Raw genomic sequence first — 21,361 nt, forward strand, 5'->3', positions numbered from 1 at the left:
ACAGACAGTTTTTAGTTCTGTACCTGAGCACGGCACCCTGCGTTTTTGACGCCGAGCGCCGTGCCCAAAGCATTCACGTGACTGTAGCGAAACGATCCGGTGAGCCTCCAAGTTCAGTCTTGAATTCACCAGCCCCGAACGGTCACGCCCACCTGAGGTAAAGCTCATGCCCTCGATCATCACAAGCCTTTCCACCGACCAAATTGATGGTCTGACCACGGCGACTCTGCGCAAGCTGACTTCAGAAGACTGGGCAGCATTTACGTCTGATCAGCTGAAAGCGCTGACGACCGAGCAGACGGCCAGCTTGTCCACCTTGGCGATCAAGTCACTCAGCTCGGAGCAGATCAGCTTCTTCGAGACCGAGGACTTCGCTAAATTCAGCACGGCGGCCATACAGGCCTTCAGCGCGAATCAGATCAAGGGCATGACCAGTGAGCAAGCACAGGCACTGACCACTAAACAGGTCAGTGCCTTTGTCACTGAACACATGGCCGCTTTGGAGTCGCAGGACCTGAAAGCCTTGGGGACCGAGGTTTTCAAGGTCATCAATTCCAAGCAACTCGGCGCCCTGACCTCGGATCAGCTTTCAAAGATCGAGACCGAAGACGTCGCCAAGCTGAGCACCTCAGCACTGCGAGGCGTCACCAGTGATTCACTGGGCGCATTTGGCACCGACCAGATCAACGCCCTGCTGACCAATCAGATTCAGGCCCTCACGACCCAGCAGCTCAAGGGCATGGGAACCGACCAGGTTGCCAAACTGGAAACCGAGGATTTGCGCGCCCTGTCGACGGCGCAGATTCGTTCCTTGGCCACCGATCAATTCAACGCACTGGGCACCGACCAGATCGCCCAGCTGACCACGGCACAGGTCCAGTCGCTTAACACCACCCAGCTTGCTGGCATGGAGTCGGCCGACCTGAAAGCCCTGGCCACCGACCAAGCCAAGATCCTCAGCTCCGCGCAAGTCGGCGCCCTGGCTTCGGACCAACTCAACAAGCTGGAGACCGAAGACTTCGCCCTGCTGACCACGGCCGCCCTGCGTGGCCTGACGTCCGACGGCATCCGTGCCCTGGTGTCTGACCAGATCAACGCGCTGGGCTCGGCTCAGATCCAATCCCTGACGACCCAGCAACTCAAGGGTCTGGGCACCGATCAGGTCGCCTCGATGGAAACCGCCGATCTGCGCGCGCTGACCACCGTGCAGTTGCGCTCCCTCGGCACCGATCAGTTCAATGCGCTGGGCACCGATCAGATTGGCCAGCTGACCAACGCACAGATCCAATCCCTGACGACGGCTCAACTCGCCGGCATGGAATCGGCCGACCTGAAGGCCCTGGCCACCGATCAAGCCAAGCTGCTCAGCTCCGCTCAGATCGGCGCGCTGGCCTCGGATCAGCTCAACAAGCTGGAGACCGAAGACTTCGCCCTGCTGAGCACGGCCGCTCTGCGTGGCCTGACTTCCGACGGCATCCGTGCCCTGGTGTCTGACCAGATCAACTCCCTGGGCTCGAACCAGATCCAGTCGCTGACGACCCAGCAACTCAAGGGCTTGGGAACCGATCAGGTCGGCTCGATGGAAACCGCCGATCTGCGCGCGTTGACCACGGCACAGATCCGCTCTTTGGCGACCGACCAATTCAATGCCCTCGGCACTGACCAGATCGGTCAGCTGACCACCCTGCAGGTGCAAGCCCTGACGACGGCCCAGTTCGCCGGCATGGAATCGGCCGACCTGAAGGCCTTGGCCACCGACCAGGCCAAGATCCTCAGCTCCGCCCAAATCGGCGCCTTGGCTTCGGATCAGCTCAACAAGCTGGAGACCGAAGACTTCGCCCTGCTGACCACGGCCGCCCTGCGAGGCCTGAGCTCCGACGGCATCCGTGCCCTGGTGTCTGACCAGATCAATGCGCTGGGCACAGCACAGATCCAGTCCTTGACCACCCAGCAACTCAACGGTCTGGGCACCGATCAGGTCGCATCGATGGAAACGGCCGATCTGCGTGCCCTGACCACCGTACAACTGCGCTCCCTCGCGACCGATCAATTCAATGCGCTGGGCACCGATCAAATTGCCCAGTTGACCAGTGCGCAAATCCAATCCCTGACAACGGCCCAGGTCGCTGGCATGGAGTCGGCCGACCTGAAGGCCCTGGCCACCGACCAAGCCAAGCTGCTCAGCTCGGCCCAGATTGGCGCCCTGGCCTCGGATCAGCTCAACAAGCTGGAGACCGAAGACTTCGCCCTGCTGACCACGGCCGCCCTGCGTGGCCTGACTTCCGACGGCATCCGTGCCCTGGTGTCTGACCAGATCAATGCCCTGGGCTCGGCGCAGATCCAGTCGCTGACCACTCAGCAACTCAAGGGTCTGGGCACCGATCAGATCGCCGCGATGGAAACCGCCGATCTGCGTGCCTTGACCACGGCGCAGATCCGGTCCCTCGGCACCGACCAGATCAACGCCCTGGGCACCGACCAGATCAGTCAGCTGACCACGGCTCAGATACAGGCCCTGACGACTGCACAAATGGCCGGCATGGAGTCGGCCGACCTGAAGGCACTGGCCACCGACCAGGCCAAGATCCTCAGCTCCGCTCAGATCGGCGCCCTGGCTTCCGACCAGCTCAACAAGCTGGAGACCGAAGACTTCGCCCTGCTGAGCACCGCTGCATTGCGCGGCCTGACGTCCGACGGCATCCGTGCCCTGGTGTCTGACCAGATCAATGCCCTGGGCTCGAACCAGATCCAATCGCTGACAACCCGGCAACTCGACGGTCTGGGCACCGATCAGATCGCCTCGATGGAAAGCGCCGATCTGCGCGCGCTGACCACGGGTCAGCTGCGCTCCTTGGGCACCGACCAACTCAATGCCTTGGGCACCGACCAGATCGGCCATCTGACCACCACTCAGATCCAGGCCATCACGACAACACAGGCCGCCGGAATCGAAACCACCGATATCCGTGCCCTGACCACTGAGCAGGCCAAAGTTCTGAGTTCGGCCCAAATCGCCGCACTGGCGTCTGACCAGCTCAGCAAGATGGAGACCGAAGACTTCGCCTTGCTGACCACAGCCGCCCTGCGTGGCCTGGGTTCCGACGGCATCCGTGCCCTGGTGTCTGACCAGATCAATGCCCTGGGCTCGAACCAGATCCAGTCGCTGACCACTCAGCAACTCAAGGGTTTGGGGACCGACCAGGTCGCCTCGATGGAAACCGCCGATCTGCGCGCCTTGACCACGGCCCAGATTCGCTCCCTGGCCACCGATCAGTTCAATGCCTTGGGCACTGACCAGATCGCGCAGCTGACCACCCTGCAGGTGCAAGCCCTGTCGACGGCCCAGTTCGCCGGTATGGAGTCGGCCGACCTGAAGGCCCTGGCCACCGACCATGCCAAGATCCTCAGCTCCGCTCAGATCGGCGCCCTGGCCTCGGATCAGCTCAACAAGCTGGAGACCGAAGACTTCGCCCTGCTGACCACGGCCGCCCTGCGTGGCCTGGGTTCGGACGGCATCCGTGCATTGGTGTCTGACCAGATCAATGCCTTGGGCTCAGCTCAGATCCAGTCCCTGACAACCCGGCAACTCGACGGTCTGGGCACCGATCAGATCGCCTCGATGGAGACCGCTGATCTGCGCGCTTTGACCACGGCGCAGATCCGCTCCCTGGGTACCGACCAGATCAACGCCCTGGGCACCGATCAGATCGCTCAGCTGACCAGTGCGCAGATCCAAGCCCTGACGACGACCCAGGTTGCCGGCATGGAGTCGGCCGACCTGAAGGCCCTGGCCACCGACCAAGCCAAGCTGCTCAGCTCGGCCCAGCTCGGCGCGCTGGCGTCGGATCAGCTCAACAAGCTGGAGACCGAAGACTTCGCCCTGCTGACCACAGCTGCCCTGCGTGGCCTGACATCCGACGGCATACGCGCCCTGGTGTCTGACCAGATCAATGCCCTGGGCTCGAACCAGATCCAGTCGCTGACCACTCAGCAACTCAAGGGTCTGGGCACCGATCAGGTCGCATCGATGGAAACCGCCGATCTGCGTGCCTTGACCACGGCACAGATCCGTTCGCTGGCCACCGATCAGCTCAACGCCATGGGCACCGACCAGATCAGCCAACTGACCACAACTCAGATCCAGGCCCTGACGACCATCCAATTGGCGGGCATGGAGTCGGCCGACCTGAAGGCCTTGGCCACCGATCAAGCCAAGATCCTCAGCTCCGCTCAGATCGGCGCCCTGGCTTCGGATCAGCTCAACAAGCTAGAGACCGAAGACTTCGCCCTGCTGACCACGGCCGCCTTGCGAGGCCTGACATCCGAAGGCATCCGCGCCCTGGTGTCTGACCAGATCAATGCCCTGGGCTCGGCCCAGATCCAAGCCTTGACGACGCAACAGCTCAAGGGTCTGGGCACCGACCAGCTTGCCTCGCTGGAAACCGCCGATCTGCGAGCCCTGACCACGGCACAGATCCGCTCCTTGGCCACCGACCAGCTCAATGCCTTGGGCACTGACCAGGTCGCGCAGCTGACCACCCTGCAGGTGCAAGCCCTGTCGACGGCCCAGTTCGCCGGTATGGAGTCGGCCGACCTGAAGGCCCTGGCCACCGACCATGCCAAGATCCTCAGCTCCGCACAGATCGGCGCCCTGGCCTCGGACCAGCTCAACAAGCTGGAGACCGAAGACTTTGCCCTGCTGACAACTGCAGCCCTGCGTGGCCTGACATCCGACGGCATCCGCGCCCTGGTGTCTGACCAAATCAATGCTCTGGGCACAGCACAGATCCAGTCGCTGACCACCCAGCAACTCAACGGCCTGGGCACCGATCAGATCGCCTCGATGGAAACGGCCGATCTGCGTGCCTTGACCACCGCGCAAATCCGCTCCCTGGGTACCGACCAGATCAACGCCCTGGGCACCGATCAGATCGCTCAGTTGACCAGTGCGCAGATCCAAGCCCTGACGACGACCCAGGTTGCCGGCATGGAGTCGGCTGACCTGAAGGCCCTGGCCACCGACCAAGCCAAGCTGCTCAGCTCGGCCCAGATCGGCGCCCTGGCCTCGGATCAGCTCAACAAGCTGGAGACCGAAGACTTTGCCCTGCTGACCACGGCCGCCCTGCGTGGCTTGGGTTCGGACGGCATCCGTGCCCTGGTGTCTGACCAGATCAATGCCCTGGGCTCGGCGCAGATCCAGTCGCTGACGACCCAGCAACTCAAGGGTCTGGGCACCGATCAAGTTGCGTCGATGGAAACCGCTGATCTGCGGGCCTTGACCACGGCACAGATCCGCTCCCTGGCCACTGATCAGCTCAACGCCATGGGCACCGACCAGATCAGCCAGCTGACGACCGCCCAGATCCAGTCTCTGACGACCACCCAGTTGGCCGGCATGGAGTCGGCCGACCTGAAGGCCCTGGCCACCGATCAAGCCAAGATCCTCAGCTCCGCTCAGATCGGCGCTCTGGCTTCGGATCAGCTCAACAAGCTGGAGACAGAAGACTTCGCCCTGCTGACCACAGCTGCCCTGCGTGGCCTGACGTCCGACGGCATCCGTGCCCTGGTGTCTGACCAAATCAACGCCTTGGGCTCGAACCAGATCCAGTCGCTGACGACCCAGCAACTCAAGGGCCTGGGCACCGATCAAGTTGCGTCGATGGAAACCGCTGATCTGCGGGCCTTGACCACGGCACAGATCCGCTCCTTGGCGACCGATCAGTTCAATGCCTTGGGCACTGACCAGATCGCTCAGCTGACCACCCTGCAGGTGCAAGCCCTGACGACAGCCCAGTTCGCCGGTATGGAGTCGGCCGACCTGAAGGCCCTGGCCACCGATCAGGCCAAGATCCTCAGCTCCGCTCAGATCGGCGCCCTGGCCTCGGACCAGCTCAACAAGCTGGAGACTGAAGACTTTGCCCTGCTGACCACGGCCGCCCTGCGTGGCTTGGGTTCGGACGGCATCCGTGCCCTGGTGTCTGACCAGATCAATGCCTTGGGCACAGCACAGATCCAGTCGCTGACCACCCAGCAACTCAACGGCCTGGGCACCGATCAGATCGCCTCGATGGAAACGGCCGATCTGCGCGCCCTGACCACTGCGCAGCTGCGTTCCCTCGGCACGGATCAAATCAATGCCCTGGGCACCGATCAAATAGCACAGCTCACCAGTGTGCAGATCCAAGCCCTGACGACGGCTCAGTTCGCCGGCATGGAGTCAGCCGACCTGAAGGCCCTGGCCACCGACCAAGCCAAGCTGCTCAGCTCGGCTCAGATCGGCGCCCTGGCTTCGGATCAGCTCAACAAGCTGGAGACAGAAGACTTCGCCCTGCTGACCACAGCGGCCCTGCGTGGCCTGACATCCGACGGCATCCGCGCCCTGGTGTCTGACCAGATCAATGCCCTGGGCTCGGCGCAGATCCAGTCGCTGACGACCCAGCAACTCAAGGGTCTGGGCACCGATCAGGTTGCCGCGATGGAAACCGCTGACCTGCGGGCCCTGACCACGGCACAGATCCGCTCGCTGGCCACCGATCAGCTCAACGCCATGGGCACCGACCAGATCAGCCAGCTGACCACGGCTCAGATCCAGGCCCTGACGACCACCCAGTTGGCGGGCATGGAGTCCGCCGACCTGAAGGCCTTGGCCACCGACCAGGCCAAGGTCCTCAGCTCCGCTCAGATCGGCGCCTTGGCTTCGGATCAGCTCAACAAGCTGGAGACCGAAGACTTCGCCCTGCTGACCACGGCCGCCCTGCGAGGCCTGGGTTCGGACGGTATCCGCGCCCTGGTGTCTGATCAGATCAATGCGCTTGGCTCGGCTCAGATCCAGTCGCTGACGACTCAGCAGCTCAAGGGCCTGGGCACCGATCAGGTCGCCTCACTGGAAACCGCTGATCTGCGTGCATTGACGACGACTCAGATTCGCGCCCTGGCGACAGACCAGCTCAATGCCATGGGCACGGACCAGATCGCTCAGCTGACCACCCTTCAGGTGCAAGCGCTGTCGACGGCCCAGTTCGCTGGCATGGAGTCGGCCGACCTGAAGGCACTGACCACTGAACAGGCCAAGATCCTCAGCTCCGCTCAGATCGGCGCCCTGGCTTCGGACCAACTCAACAAGCTGGAGACCGAAGACTTTGCCCTGCTGACCACGGCCGCCCTGCGTGGCTTGGGTTCGGACGGCATCCGCGCCCTGGTGTCTGACCAGATCAATGCCCTGGGCTCGGCTCAGATCCAGTCGCTGACAACCCAGCAGCTGAAGGGTCTGGGCACCGATCAGATGGCCGCTCTGGAAACCAGCGATCTGCGTGCCCTGACGACGGCGCAGATCCGCGCCCTAGGCACCGACCAGCTCAATGCGCTGACTTCCGACCAAATCGGCCAGCTGACCTCGGCGCATATCCAAGCGCTCAGCACGGCTCAGTTTGCCGGCATGGAAACAGCTGATCTGAAGGCGCTGACCAGCGATCAGTTCAAGCAACTCAGCTCGGCTCAACTGTCCGCACTTGGCTCCGACCAGGTCCGGGCGCTGGAGACCGATGACCTGAGCCAGCTGAGCAGCAATGCCCTGCGCGGCTTCGGATCCGAACATCTGGCCGCCTTCATCACCGATCAGATCGTGGGCCTCAGCAGCGCACAAATTGCGTCTCTGAGCACGACACAGATCCGCGGCATGACGAGTGAACACTTCCGGGTCATGGAATCGGAGGACGTGCAGGCCTTGAGCACAGCACAAATCCGCGCCATCGCCTCCGACCAGTTCACCGCCCTGCACTCGGATCAGCTGACGGCGATGAGCAGCGCACAGCTGGCCGCGATCAACTCTGAGCAACTGCACACGCTGAGCTCGGAAGAGATTCGCGCCTTCGACAGCAGCGACATCAGCTACTTCAGCACGGCGGCTCTGCGTGGCTTCACCAGCGACCAGATCCAGGCCCTGCAGACCGATGACATCAAGGCCTTGACCTCGGCCCAGTTCTCTACCTTTACGACGGAGCAGATCCACTCGTTGATCAGCGAGCAGATTGCCGGCTTGGATGCGTCGGATATCAGCAAGCTCTCGATGACGCAGGCGACCTCCTTCGCCACCGAGGCGATCAACGCCATGAGCAGCGAACAGCTCAATGCACTGGTCGCAGCCCAGGTCTCGCCCATCATCCTTGACCTGGACGGCAACGGCGTGGAGACCATCGCTGCCGAGAACGGCGTCACCTACGACCTCCTGGGCATGGGTGTCTGGCAGAAGTGGGGCTGGGTGGGTGGCAATGACGGCCTGCTGGTACGCGACATCAACGGCGACGGTCAGATCAACGATGGCCGCGAACTCTTCGGTGAAGGCACCCGCTTGGCCGATGGCTCACACGCCAAGGATGGCTACGCGGCGATGTCAGCCCTGGATGGCAACCAAGACGGCAAACTGGACGCCAAGGACAAGGACTTTGCCCAGCTGCAAGTGTGGGTGGACGGCAACCACGACGGCGTCACCCAGGCCGGCGAGCTGAAGTCCCTGGACTCCCTGCATATTGCCAGCCTGGATCTGCACGCCCAGACATCGACGGCGGTCAATAACGGCAATCTGGTGGGCCTGGTCTCTGGCTATCAGACGACGGACGGCAATACCCACGATATGGCCGACGTCTGGTTCAGCCGCGACTCTAGCCAAGCAGCCTCGACCACGGCGCCCACGGCCGTGACGGGCAGCGACGGTGCCAAGCTGCAGCTCAGCGATGTGCTGGTGCCGCCCGCCGAGGTTCCGCTGCCAGGAGCGCCAAGTGTCGACAGGCTGACGCAGCAGGCCGTGGATGGTCCGGCCCTGATCAAGCAGAAGAACCCGGGCGATGACGACGACCTGAGTCGCCACCTGCCTCTGATCTGAGTTTGATCGACGACAAATCCGGATGCATCGTGAACGATGCATCCGGTTTGTCCACTTTGTGAGGCCCTGTTTGAACGAGAGCCAAGCGCCGCCCCCTAACATCCCAGCCAAGCGTCGCGCCTACTCCAGGGCGATCGCGCCGCTGGGGTTGAACCCTTGTCCTTTTGCAATGCTGCTGCCGGCTCCAGCCTGATCAAGCAGAACAGCCATGGCCACCTCCGTCCCCACACCACCGAGCCCCGAAGAGCTTGCTCAGCTGAGCACGCAGGCCCTCGCCAAGCTCAGTCCGGCTGTGTGGGCGCAGTTCACCCCTGACCATATTGCCGCGCTGAGTTATGAGCAGGCCCTGTCATTGAAGGCTGGGGCGTTCAAATCTTTGCCCGCCAGCTTGATGTCGGCCTTTTCCGTCGAACAGCTGCAGGCCCTCACCCCCACCGTCTTCAAGGCGCTCAACACTGCCCAGCTGGGCGCCTTGACCCTGGACCAGTTTTCTCAGCTGCTGCCCGAGCAGGTCGGCAGCCTGCAGTCCAAACAATTTCCAGGTATACGTGCCGAGCAATTTGAGGTCTTGGGCGTGGACCAGTTGGTGCAGATCAATCCCGCTCAGCTCAAGGGCATGTCCACCAGCCTGTTGGCGGTGATCGCACCCAACGAGCTCAGCGAGCTGAGCACCAAGTTCATTTCCAGCCTCTCCGGCGGCCAGCTCAGTTCCCTGGCGCCCGAACAAATCACCGCCTTGACGGTGGAGCAAATCGGCGGCCTCAACGGCAGCCACGGCAGTGCGCTGAAGGCGACGCTGCTCGCCACCTTATCGCCGGAGGCCTTGCAAAACCTGTCCTCAGCGGCCATCCGAGCCATCAGCGGCGCCACTTTGCGCGAACTGCCGGCCGAGCTGCTGCAGACCTTCGCCAGCGGCCAAATCCGAGCCATGAGCACCGGCCAGATCAGCAGCTTGGGCAGCGCCGGCATCGACGCCCTGAGCAGTGATCAAATCCCTGCCCTGAGCACGGCGCAACTCAAGAGCCTCAGCACCAGCCAGCTGAGCGTACTCAGCACCAGCGACTTTGAGCAGCTGGGCACCAACGCCCTGAAGGGCTTTAGCGCCAAGCAGCTGGGCGTGCTGCAGTCGGACCAGCTCGGCGGGCTCAGCGGCGCACAACTCGGTGTGCTGACCTCCGCCCAAGCCATGGGGCTCAAGTCGGACCAGCTGCAAATGCTGTCCAGCGATGCCTTGCCCGGCTTGTCCACCGGCGCGATTCGTGGTCTGACGCTCAGTGCCTTGCAAGGTCTGGTCAGCGATCAAGTCGCCTCGCTCGCCACCCGCCAGATCGCCTCATTCAGCTCCCGCCAGTTTGCGGTGCTGGACAGCGCTGACCTGATGGCCATGAGCACCCAGCAGTTCCGCAGCCTCAGCTCTGCCCAACTCGTTGCCCTGAGCAGCCGTCAGATCGGTGCCCTGGAAACCGAAGATGTAGCCGCCATCAGCAGCGCTGGCATACGCGCACTCAGCGGCAACACACTCAATGCCTTGGCCAGCGATCAGCTGCAAGGCCTACGCACATCCCAGGTCGCAGCATTGAGTTCGGCCCAAGTCTCTGCGCTGAGCAGCAAGCAACTGAGCCTGCTGGAAACCGAAGATCTGCGCAGCCTGAGCACATCAGCCCTACAGTCCTTGCGCAGCACACAGCTGAGTGCACTGAGCAGCGATCAGTGGCAAAGCCTGTCCACCGTCCAGATTCGATCACTGAGCACGGATCAGATTCAGTGGCTGAGCACCGAGCAGCTCAATCTGATGAGCACCTTGCAAATGGCCGCGCTCAGCTCCAAGCAATTGCAAGCGCTCAGTGCCAATCAACTGGCCCATCTGGAGACCGACGACTTTGCCGCGCTGTCGACCGCCGCATTCAAGTCGCTGACCGGGGAGCAGCTGCATTCGCTGGACCCCAATCTCTTGCGCGTGCTGAGCAGCAGCCAGGCTGCAATTCTGAGCTCGGCCCAGATTGCAGGCCTGAGTTCCGAGCAGTTCGTGCAGATCGGCAGCGAAGCCTTGCAGGCCTTCAGCAGTGGCGCCATTCGAGGCTTGCAAGCCACCCAGCTGAACCAGCTGACCGAGGCTCAGGTGCAGATGCTGAGTTCACGCCAGTTGATGGCGCTGAGTTCGGAGCAAATTGCAGCGCTGCGCATCGATCAACTCATCGCCCTGGCTACCGAGCAATGGGCGGCCCTTGGCTCGCAGCAGGTCGCAGGCCTGAGCCCTGAGCGCATTGACGAGCTGAGCATGCAGTCCCTCAATGCCTTGACCAGCGCCGGACTGCGAGCTTTGTCGGCCGCCCAGGTCGATGCCCTCACCGTTGATCAATGGGGGGCCATCAGTTCCCGCCAAATGGCCTTGATGACTTCACAGCAATTGGCCAAGTTGGGCACCGACGAGATGTGGGCCCTGCCGGTTGATGCCTTGTTGGCCATCAGCACCGCCGCCATCCGGGGACTCACCTCCAGCCAGCTGGCCAATATCGACCTGAGCCAAGTTGCGACCCTGACTACCGCCCAAGTTGCAGCGCTGAGCAGCCAGCAGCTGGGTCAACTCAGCACCGACGCCATCCAGGTCATGCTGAGCGAGCAATTCAGCGTCTTGAGCGACAAGCAACTGATGGGCCTAAGCACCCAACAAGTCGCGGCCATGGAGCTGGCCGATGTGGTGGCCCTCGGTGCGCGCGGCGTGCGAGCCTTGTCAGCGAAGCAACTCGCCGCCATGACGCTGGAGCAGTTGACAGGACTCAGCAGCGCCCAGGTCGCGGGCCTGGGCACGTCGCAGCTGGCCCTGCTCAGCTCGGACCAAATCATGGCCATCGTCGCCGACGATCTGGCCGCCATGACCACGGCCGCCTTGCGCGCCTTGTCCACCGCCCAATTCGCAGCCTTTGGCGCGGCGGAGCTGGTGCAGCTCAACACGGCGCAGCTCGCCACCCTGGGCTCGGTGCAGCTGGCAGCCATCAGCACCGAAGAGATCGCCCAGCTGCTGCCCGAGCAATTCACCGCCCTGAACGCCGATCAGCTGCGCTTTCTCGACAGCGCACAACTGACAGCCATCAGCGCCGATGGCCTCGCCGCCATCAGCAGCCAGGCCCTGCGCGGCTTGAGCAGCAGCCAGCTGCAGCAGCTCAATAGCGAGCAGTTCGCCTCGCTCAGCAGCGAGCAATTGCAGTCACTCAATAGCGCGCAACTGCGCAGCCTGGAGACCAATGACCTGGTGGCGCTGACCGAGGCTCAATGGGCGGTGATGAGCTCGGCCCAGCTCAATGGCTTGAGTTCGACCCAGATCGCCAGCATTGAACTCGCGGACATTGCCGCCATCAGCAGCAATGCCCTGCGCGGCTGGTCCACCGCTGGCCTAGATGCCTTGCAGAGTGATCAGGTGGCCACCCTCACGGCGCAACAAGTAGGTGTTTTGCAAGCCAATCAGATGGCTGGCCTGAACAGCGCGGACATCGCCCTGCTGTCAGCGGAAGGCCTGGGCCTGCTCAGCAGCAAGTCCATCCAGGCCTTGAACAGCAGCCAGGTCTTTGCACTCAATGGAAGTCAAATCCAAGCCTTGAGCAGCGAACAGATCCGCGCCATCAGCACCTTGGCCGTGGGCAATCTCTCCAGCGAGGCGGTGCTGGCACTGGCAACCGAACAGATCACAGCCCTGAGCACGGCACAACTGCGGGCCCTCAGCAGCGAGGAGCTGCAGCTGTTTTCGCAGCAGCAACTCATCAGCCTGGAATCCGACCAGATTCGCGGTTTGGGCTCGCGCCAACTCAGCATGTTGGCCAGCGAACAGTTTGCCCTGCTGGCCAGCGAACAACTGGGTCTGCTGAGCAGCGCACAAATCCGCGGCCTTTCCAGCGAAGACATCACAGCACTGAGTCCTTTGCAGCTGCAGGCTTTGAGCACCGGCGCGCTTGCCGGCATGACCACCTTGCAAATCGCCAGCTTGAGCGGCGCACAGGTCGAGGGCCTGAGCACGCTGCAGATTCGCTCGCTCTCCTCCCTGGCCCTCAACGGTTTGAGCACCGAGGCCTTTGATGCCTTGGGCTCAGACCAGATTGCGGCCCTCAGCAGCGCGCAGCTGGCGCGCCTGAGCACCGAGAACATCTCTTTGTTGGCGGGCAGCGATATGCACGCCATGCTGAGCGAATCCCTGCGCGCCTTCAGCAGCCTGCAGCTCGGCGCCTTCAGCACCGAAGCCATTGCCGAGCTGAGTCAGGCGCAGATGAGTGCCCTGAGCAGCCGCCAAGCGGGTGGCTTCAAGCTCGCCCAGCTGGCGGCCATCGAGACCGAAGACATCGTGGCTTTGAGCACCTCGGTCTTGCAGTCACTCAGCACCAACCAACTCAATGCCTTCACCACAGACCAGTTCGGCGCCCTGCTGACCCAGCAGCTGAGGGGCCTCAGCAGCAAGCAGATTCGCTCCCTGGAGACCGAAGACATTGCCGCCTTGCAGACCTGGCAGATCGCGGGCCTTAACTCCCGCAGCATTGCCGCGCTGAGCACTGATCAGATCCGCGCACTGGAAACCGAGGATATCGCGGCCCTCAGCTCAGCCCAGCTGCGCGCCTGGAGCACGGCCCAGATTCACGCGCTGCTGACCGAGCAGATCCAGGGCCTGGAATCGCAAGACATCGCCGGCTTGAATATGCAGCAGGTGCATGCCTTCAGCACCGAGCAAATCGCGGCCATGAGCGCCAATCAGGTGGATGCCTTGTTCGCGGCCACACCCATCGTGCTGGACCTGGACGGCAATGGTGTTCGCACCAGCGCTGCGGCCCAGGGCGTGCAGTTCGACCTCAATGCCACCGGCAAGACCCAGCAATGGGGCTGGACCGATGGCAAGGACGGATTGCTGGTGATGGACCGCAACCACAATGGGCAAATCGACAACGGCGCCGAGTTGTTCGGCAGCGGCGTGCATTTGGCCGATGGCAAACGCGCGGGCGACGGTTATGCCGCCATGCGCAGCCTGGACAGCAATAGCGACGGGCTTCTGAATACTCACGACGCGGCCTTCGCCGATCTGCGCGTCTGGGTGGACAGCAATCGTGATGGTTTGAGCACGGCGGCGGAGCTGCTCAACCTGTCTGAGCTGAACATCGTCTCGCTGGACTTGCAGGCCCAGAAGAGTAGCCAGATGGATGCGGGCAATCTGATCGGCCTGGTGTCCGGCTACACCTTGAGCGACGGCAGCCAGAAGCTCATGGCCGATGTCTGGTTCGCCAAAAACACGCCCGAGGATGTGCCTCTGGCCCAGGAGATCGCCACTCATGGTGAGCACGATGCCGTCCAGCCTGTGCAGCCTGGAATAGCCAGCGCAAACACCCCGCTACCCAATCTGCAGGACCTGTTGGTGGCGGCCGATCAAATCCTGCCGGCCTCACTGAGCCAGGCGGCCCCGGCCGCGCAGGCCCAGGCCGCGGACCCAGACGCCCTTCTGCGTCAGGCGCTTGCACACCGCCGACCCGCTCATGAAGATGGCGACCCCTGGTTGCCGCTGATCTAAGCGCAACACAGGTCTCGCAGGAAATGGTGGCAGGCATGGGTATGCTTGCCATATGAGCGAACAGAACGACGCCCCCAAGATTCACCCCCTGGCCGATGTGGCCAGCCCCCATATTGGCCCGCGCACCCGCATCTGGCAGTTTTGCGTGGTGCTGGCAGGCGCCCGCATCGGCGCGGACTGCAATATCAACGCCCAGGTGTTGATAGAGAACGAGGTCGAGATCGGGGACCGGGTCACCGTCAAGAGCGGCGTGCAACTGTGGGACGGCCTGCGGGTGGAGGACGATGTCTTCATCGGCCCCAACGCCACCTTCACCAATGACCGCACACCGCGCTCACGCCAGTACCCGGCGCAGTTTCAAACCATCACGTTGGAGCGCGGCGCCTCCATCGGCGCCAATGCCACCATTCTGGGCGGGGTGCGCATCGGGTCCGGCGCCATGATTGGCGCCGGCAGCGTGGTCACACGCGATGTGCCGCCGGGCGAGCTTTGGGTGGGCAATCCGGCACGCAGCCGAGGCCCGGCTCCCGCGCCTTGGGTGAAAAAAAGCGAAGAGGCTTAAACGCTGGCCCGTACGACACGAATCACGCGATCGATCTGCGCCTCGCTCATGCCGGGCCACAGTGGCAAGCTCAGCACCTCGCGGTGCATGGCCTCGCTGATGGGGAAGTCACCCGCCGCATAGCCCAATTCGGCATAAGCCGGCTGCAGATGCGGCGGCACCGGGTAGTGAATCAGGCTGCCCACACCTTGGCGGGCGAGTTCGGCCTGCAGGCGATCCCGTGCCTCATGCCTCACGACGAACAAATGCCAGGCCGACTCCAGATGCGCGGCCGGTGATGTTGGCAGTTGCAGGGGCAGACCCGCCAGGCCATCGAGCAAACGTGTAGCAATGCGGCGCCGCTCTTCGGTCTGAGCCTGCAGATGCGGCAGCTTGGCAGACAGCACGGCGGCCTGAATTTCGTCCAGCCGCGAATTACGTCCCTTGACCTCGTTGTGATACTTGACCCGCGAGCCGTAGTTGCGCAGCACCCGGATCTGATCCAGCAAGGCCGGGTCGGCGCCGGTCACACCGCCACCGTCACCAAAAGCGCCGAGGTTTTTGCCGGGATAGAAGCTCCAGGCCGACAAATCCGCCAGGCTGCCAACAGCGCGGCCCCGATACATCGCCCCATGGGCTTGGGCGCAATCGTCCAGCACCTTGAGGCCATGGCGCCGGGCGATCTGCAAAATCTCATCCATCTCGGCCGGCAAGCCGTAGAGATGCACCGGCAGGATGACCTTGCTGCGCGGCGTGATGGCCGCCTCAATTCGGGCGGGGTCGATGTTGTAGCTGAGCGGATCAGGCTCCACCGGCACCGGGCGGGCGCCGCATTGGCTGACGGCCAACCAGGTGGCGATATAGGTATTGGCGGGCACGATGACCTCATCGCCCGGCCCCACGCCAAGCGCTTGCAAAGCTAAGGCCAGCGCATCCAGGCCATTGGCCACGCCCACACAGCCTTGAGCGCCCACGCTTCGCGCATAGGCCACCTCGAAGCTTTGCAACTCCTGCCCCAACAAGAACCAGCCGCTACGGGCTACGCGCAGCAGGGCAGCATCAATCTCGGCCTGCGCAAGCTGATAAGCGGGCTGCAAATTCAGGAACGGGATGGGCGCCTCGGGAGCGGCAGCTTCAAGCACGGCAGCTTCAGGCACGTTGAATGGCGGCGAGGTAGTCGTCATAGCTGCGGATGTAGTCTTGAGCGTCATAGGGGTCCGAGGCCAGCACCAGCAGGACGGCGTCGGCGCTGAAGCGGTACTGTATGCCCCAGACCATGGGCGGGATGTGTAAGCCCAGGCGGGGGTTGTCCAGCAGCAACTCGTCGCGGCGCTCGCCATCGTCCAGCACCACGCTGAGGCTGCCCTTCACACAAACCAGAAATTGATGGCAGAGCTTGTGCGCATGCTCGCCACGCACCTCGCGACTGGGCACGTCGTAGACCATGAAAAAGCGCTGCGGCGTGAAAGGCAGCTGCTTGCCGATCTCCCCCACGCAAAGCGAGCCCCGCATATCCACGGCTTGCGGCAGTTGCACCAGCGAGGCGCCGGCCACCTGCAAGCGCTCAGGCGCCTGGCCAGGCCGTGTTGCCGAGGGCAGCGTGGCAGGCTCCGCCGGATGCAAGGTATCCACATAACCGATGACATGAGCGGGATTTCCCGCCACGATGGCATTGGCCGGCACATCGCGGGTCACCACCGCGCCGTCCTGCACCATGGCATGGGCGCCAATGGTGACGCCTGGCCTCACGGTGGCATTGGAGCCCAAGCTGGCCCCCTTGCGCACGCGGGTCTGAACAAACTGCTCGGGCCGCTGCTTGCTGCGCGGGAAGGCATCGTTGCTGAAGGTCACATTGGGGCCGATGAAGACATCATCCTCAATGCGCACCCCATCCCAGAGTTGTACGCCGCACTTGATCGTCACCCGATCTCCCACCTCCACATCGTTCTCGATGAAGACATGGTCACAAATATTGGCGTCCCGCCCGATGCGCGCACCCGGCAGGATGTGCACAAAGGCCCAGACCCGTGTACCCGCGCCGATATGCGGGCTCTCGACCAGGGCATGGGCATGGATGGAGCAAGAGGAGGTCGACGGCATGGCTTGGACTTGAAAACAAGAATGCCTGAACGCTAACAGCTGCGGGCACCCTGCGATGGCCAGAAATCCGGGGCAATCCCTGCCCTGCATTTCTTTGCTGGGCCAAGCCCCTGGCAAGGCCACTCTGCCCCGAGCGCCCAGGGCTGCAAAATAGACCACCCGCCTGCGCTTTTTTCAGGGATCAAGCACCCTCAAGTGCGGCGAAAGTCACAACAAGCCTGTGGTTCAGCCTGGGCACCCTTCAACCAACCTTCGGCACACCATGCTCAACGGCAAATCCATCCTCATCACCGGCGCTACCGGTTCCTTCGGCAAGGCATTTGTCGACACGGTGTTCAAGCGCTATCCCGATGTCCGGAGAGTGGTGGTGTTCTCGCGCGACGAGCTCAAGCAGTTTGAGATGGCCCAACGCTTCAGCGAGCGGGAGTTCCCCAGCATTCGCTATTTCCTGGGTGATGTGCGTGACGAGTCCCGGCTGCGCCGCGCGCTTGAAGGCATTGACATCGTCATCCACGCCGCTGCGCTCAAGCAGGTGCCGGCGGCTGAGTACAACCCTTTTGAGTGCATCAAGACCAATATCCTGGGTGCGCAGAATTTGATCGAAGCCTGCATGGACCAGAACGTGGAGCGGGTGGTTGCCCTGTCCACCGACAAGGCCGCTGCGCCCATCAATCTCTACGGCGCCACCAAGCTGTGCTCAGACAAGCTCTTCATCGCCGCCAACAATATCCGCGGCCATCGCCCCACCCGCTACTCGGTCGTGCGCTACGGCAATGTGATGGGCAGCCGGGGCTCGGTGATCCCTTTCTTCGTGGATAAGCGCGCCAGCGGCGTCTTGCCCATCACCGATCCCAATATGACCCGCTTCAATATCTCCTTGCAAGACGGGGTGGAGATGGTCTTGTGGGCCTTGCAAAACGCCGAAGGCGGCGAGATCTTTGTGCCCAAGATTCCTTCTTATCGCATCGGCGATGTGGCCACCGCCGTGGCGCCCGACTGCCGCCAGGAGATTGTGGGCATTCGCCCCGGCGAGAAGATCCACGAAGAGATGATCACCGGCAGCGACAGCTACCAAACCGTTGATCTGGGCCGTTACTACGCCATCCTGCCCTCCAACTGCGAGTACAGCATTGAGCAGTATTGCAAGAAGACCGGTGCCGAGCGCGTGCCCGCCGGCTTTGCCTATGACAGCGGCAGCAACCCCGATTTCCTCAGCGTGGCGCAGTTGCGTGAGCTGATCATGGAGCATGTACCCGAAGCTCGCCTGAGCTGAGAGGGTGAGAACTTTTTACTGCGCGGCCGCCATGCGTCGTTGGCCAAATGCTCGAAATCCTCACGTACAGGAAGTACGTTCCGGTTCCTGCGCTTCGTCCGCCTAGCTTGACAAGCGCTCGCTACAAAAGTGCCCACCCTCTAAGCCCCGCTCATGACAGTTGCATCCATCCCCTACAGCCGCCAGCAGATCAGCGAAGAAGACATCGCTGCGGTCTGCGCCGTGCTGCGCTCCGACTTCCTGACGCAAGGCCCCGAGCTGCCCGCCTTCGAGGCCGAATTCGCCGCCCTGCACCAAGTACCGCACGCCATTGCCGTTAGCAATGCCACCGCCGGCCTGCACATTGCTTGCCTGGCGCTGGGCGTGGGCCCGCAGTCCCTGGTCTGGACGACACCGAACAGCTTTTTGGCCTCGGCCAATTGCGCGCGCTATTGCGGCGCCAGTGTTGACTTCGTCGAGATTGATCCCTTCAGCCGCCAAATGGGCATCGAAGCCCTGAGCAGCAAGCTGGCCCAAGCCCAGAGTGCTGGCCGCCTGCCCGATGTGGTGATCCCGGTGGACTTTGCCGGCCTGCCTTGCGACTGGCCGGCCCTGCGGGCCCTGGCCGATCGCTATGGCTTCAAGCTGCTGCAAGACGCCTCCCACGCCACCGGCGCCAGCCTGCAAGGCCGGCCCATGGGTTCGGACTGGGCCGATATCTCGGTCTTCAGCTTTCACGCCGTCAAGGTAGTCACCACAGCCGAAGGCGGCATGCTCACCTGTCGTGATCCGCAGCTGGCCCAAGCTCTGCAAGGCCTGCGTTCGCACGGCATGGTGCGCGAAGCCTCCGCCATGACCCAGCCGCCCGAAGGCGCCTGGGTTTATGAGCAACAGGCGCTGGGCTACAACTACCGCATGACGGAGTTGCAAGCTGCCCTCGGCCGCTCGCAACTGCGCCGCCTGCCCCAGATGCAAGCCGCACGCGAAGCCCTGGCGGCGCGCTATGACCAGTTGCTTAAGGACTTGCCGCTGCGCCTGCCACCGCGCTTTGCCGACCGGCAATCGGCCTGGCATTTGTATGCCGTGGAGCTGGATGCCCAGCGCTGCCCCATCACTCGGGCTCAGCTCTTTGCCGCCCTGCGCGAGCAAGGCTTTGGCGTGCAGGTGCACTACATCCCCATTCACACCCAGCCCTATTACCAAGCCCTGGGCTTCAAGCCCGGCGACTTCCCGCTGGCCGAGGCCTATTACGCCCACTGCATCTCCCTGCCCCTGTTCCCTGCCATGACGGAGGCTGATCAGGATCGCGTCGTCGCCACGCTGCGTCAGCTGCTGGCGCAATGAGTCAGGCCATGGAACTGGCGCTGGGTACTGTGCAATTTGGCCTCGCTTATGGCGCGGTCGGCAGCGGCCAGACCGTGGCTGAGGCTGAGGTCGAACGCATCTTGGCCGCCGCCTGGCAGCAAGGCGTGCGTACGCTGGACACGGCAGCGGCTTACGGCGATATCGAAGCCAGGCTGGCCCGCCTGTGCGGCACGCTGGGCTTTCGCATCATCAGCAAGATCAGGCCTTTGAGCGGGCTCTCGCAAGCCCAAGCCTTGGCTGCCGTGCAGATGAGCATTGAGCAATCCCGCCAACGCCTGGGCGAACGACTGAACGCGCTGCTGTTCCACAGCGCCGCTGACCTTTTGGCCGCAGGCGGCCCAGCGCTTTGGGAACAGGCCGAGCAGCAACTCAAGGGCAGCGGCATCCGCCTGGGTGTCTCCTGCTACGGACCGGAGGAGTTGCTGACGCTGCGCCAGCGCCAAGACATTCGCATCGCCCAGCTGCCGGCCAATGCCCTGGATCAACGCCTGCAGCAAACCCTGCAAGGCCCACAGGCCGAGCTGCTGACGGGTGTGGAACTGCATGTGCGCTCGGCCTTTTTGCAAGGCCTGCTGCTGGCGCCTGAACGCGGGGCCCAACGCGTGCCGGCGGCCGCGCCATTTCTGCAAGCCTGGCAAAAAGACTGCCAAGCCCAAGACCTATCGCCCACCGTGGCCGCGCTAGGCCTCGTCAAGGCCCTGCCCCAGGTGCACAGCTGCGTGGTCGGCGTGGAGAGCTTGGCGCAATGGCAAGACATCGCCGGCGCCTGGCAGCATGCCCGGCCCCTGCATCGCCCTCACCTGGCCTGCGACCTGCCCGAAGCCTACGACCCCCGCCTGTGGCCCAAACCATGAGTTCAATGAATCCGCGCCCTGCTTGCTTGGCGATTGTGCAAGCCCGTCTGTCCAGCAGCCGCCTGCCTGGCAAGGTCTTGATGCCGCTGGCCGGCATGCCGATGATTTTGTTCATGCTGGAGCGCGTCAAACGCGCCACGCTCATCGACCAGATCGTGCTGGCCACCAGCACCGACGCCAGCGATGACGCGCTGGCGGACGCCGTGCGCGAAGCCGGTTATGCAGTTCATCGTGGCCCGCTGAACGATGTGCTGGCCCGCTTTGCCGGCGCCGCCCAGGCCAGCGACGCCGAACTGATCGTGCGCCTGACAGGCGACTGTCCCCTGATTGACCCGGCCCTGATCGACCGCGTCATCAGCCAGCTCTGTGCGCAGAAGCTGGACTACTGCACGAATAGCGAGCCCGCCAGTTACCCCGATGGCCTGGATGTCGAGGTCTTCACCCGCCAAGCCCTGCTGCAAGCCGCGGAACACGCCCGCTTGCCCAGCGAGCGTGAGCACGTCACCCCCTGGCTGCGCGCGCAAGCCCAGAAGCTGCGCATTGGCAGCCTGAGCAGCGTGATTCCACTGGCCCAGCTGCGCTGGACCGTGGACCATCTGGATGATTTGCAACTGGTGCGCGCCCTGGTCGACGCCCTGGATGCCCAAGCCGGCCCCGGTGCCGCCCTGCGCGCCGATCTGTTTGACTTTCTGCGCTTGCTCGACGCCCGGCCTGAGCTGCTGCAGCTCAACCCGCACCAGCGCAATGAGGGCTATGCCAAGAGCCTGCGCAATGACGCGCTGCAAGCCGCTGCCGCCCAGCCCTGACTCCGAACACCTATTTCCAAAGAGAC

At 63.2% G+C, this 21,361-nt stretch carries 9 protein-coding genes; 7 read left to right on the forward strand and 2 right to left on the reverse strand.

The genetic code is table 11. From position 1 onward, the window contains the following. Window positions 1–166: 166 nt before the first annotated feature. From AABB87_RS06790 to AABB87_RS06800, 3 genes are all read left to right on the forward strand, one after another. The gene (locus AABB87_RS06790; protein WP_341970543.1) at window positions 167–8,878 is read left to right on the forward strand and encodes a heme utilization protein; all 8,712 of its coding nucleotides are present in this window, start codon (window positions 167–169) and stop codon (window positions 8,876–8,878) included. A gap of 208 nt (window positions 8,879–9,086) precedes the next feature. Further along, on the forward strand, window positions 9,087–14,417 hold the full coding sequence (locus AABB87_RS06795) for a hypothetical protein (RefSeq protein WP_341970544.1): 5,331 nt from the start codon (window positions 9,087–9,089) through the stop codon (window positions 14,415–14,417). Between the two features lie 52 nt (window positions 14,418–14,469). Next, a complete protein-coding gene (locus tag AABB87_RS06800; RefSeq protein ID WP_341970545.1) occupies window positions 14,470–14,979 on the forward strand; it encodes an acyltransferase in 510 nt (169 codons plus the stop codon). Here AABB87_RS06800 and AABB87_RS06805 read toward each other — a convergent pair. Beyond that, window positions 14,976–16,142, reverse strand: coding sequence for a DegT/DnrJ/EryC1/StrS family aminotransferase (locus tag AABB87_RS06805; RefSeq protein WP_341970546.1), 1,167 nt, complete (start codon window positions 16,140–16,142; stop codon window positions 14,976–14,978). The genes AABB87_RS06800 and AABB87_RS06805 overlap by 4 nt on opposite strands. Continuing rightward, entirely contained in the window at window positions 16,108–17,058 is a 951-nt protein-coding gene (locus AABB87_RS06810; RefSeq protein ID WP_341970547.1) for a WxcM-like domain-containing protein, read from the reverse strand. Before AABB87_RS06810 ends, AABB87_RS06805 begins: the two co-directional genes overlap by 35 nt. A 262-nt stretch (window positions 17,059–17,320) precedes the next feature. On the opposite strand from AABB87_RS06810, the gene pseB reads away from it, so the two are divergent. From pseB to AABB87_RS06830, 4 genes are all read left to right on the forward strand, one after another. Continuing rightward, complete coding sequence (gene pseB, locus AABB87_RS06815; RefSeq protein ID WP_341970548.1) at window positions 17,321–18,331, forward strand: UDP-N-acetylglucosamine 4,6-dehydratase (inverting); 1,011 nt, start codon at window positions 17,321–17,323, stop codon at window positions 18,329–18,331. Window positions 18,332–18,484: 153 nt separating this feature from the next. Next, window positions 18,485–19,654, forward strand: a complete 1,170-nt coding sequence (pseC, locus tag AABB87_RS06820; RefSeq protein ID WP_341970549.1) for a UDP-4-amino-4,6-dideoxy-N-acetyl-beta-L-altrosamine transaminase — start codon at window positions 18,485–18,487, stop codon at window positions 19,652–19,654. Next, a complete protein-coding gene (locus AABB87_RS06825; protein WP_341970550.1) occupies window positions 19,651–20,529 on the forward strand; it encodes an aldo/keto reductase in 879 nt (292 codons plus the stop codon). Before pseC ends, AABB87_RS06825 begins: the two co-directional genes overlap by 4 nt. Continuing rightward, window positions 20,526–21,335 (forward strand): glycosyltransferase family protein, encoded by an 810-nt coding sequence (locus tag AABB87_RS06830; RefSeq protein WP_341970551.1) that lies wholly within the window; start codon window positions 20,526–20,528, stop codon window positions 21,333–21,335. Before AABB87_RS06825 ends, AABB87_RS06830 begins: the two co-directional genes overlap by 4 nt. Window positions 21,336–21,361 lie beyond the last annotated feature (26 nt).

Origin of the sequence: Roseateles sp. PN1 (assembly GCF_038419725.1) — a bacterium.
Taxonomy (GTDB): Bacteria; Pseudomonadota; Gammaproteobacteria; order Burkholderiales; family Burkholderiaceae_C; genus Paucibacter_A.

Coding starts and splice junctions, on each gene's coding strand:
- AABB87_RS06830 (WP_341970551.1), top strand. CDS start 20,526: ATGAGTTCAATGAATCCGCGCCCTGCTTGCTTGGCGATTGTGCAAGCC.
- AABB87_RS06800 (WP_341970545.1), top strand. CDS start 14,470: ATGAGCGAACAGAACGACGCCCCCAAGATTCACCCCCTGGCCGATGTG.
- AABB87_RS06790 (WP_341970543.1), top strand. CDS start 167: ATGCCCTCGATCATCACAAGCCTTTCCACCGACCAAATTGATGGTCTG.
- AABB87_RS06805 (WP_341970546.1), bottom strand. CDS start 16,142: ATGACGACTACCTCGCCGCCATTCAACGTGCCTGAAGCTGCCGTGCTT.
- pseB (WP_341970548.1), top strand. CDS start 17,321: ATGCTCAACGGCAAATCCATCCTCATCACCGGCGCTACCGGTTCCTTC.
- AABB87_RS06825 (WP_341970550.1), top strand. CDS start 19,651: ATGAGTCAGGCCATGGAACTGGCGCTGGGTACTGTGCAATTTGGCCTC.
- pseC (WP_341970549.1), top strand. CDS start 18,485: ATGACAGTTGCATCCATCCCCTACAGCCGCCAGCAGATCAGCGAAGAA.
- AABB87_RS06810 (WP_341970547.1), bottom strand. CDS start 17,058: ATGCCGTCGACCTCCTCTTGCTCCATCCATGCCCATGCCCTGGTCGAG.
- AABB87_RS06795 (WP_341970544.1), top strand. CDS start 9,087: ATGGCCACCTCCGTCCCCACACCACCGAGCCCCGAAGAGCTTGCTCAG.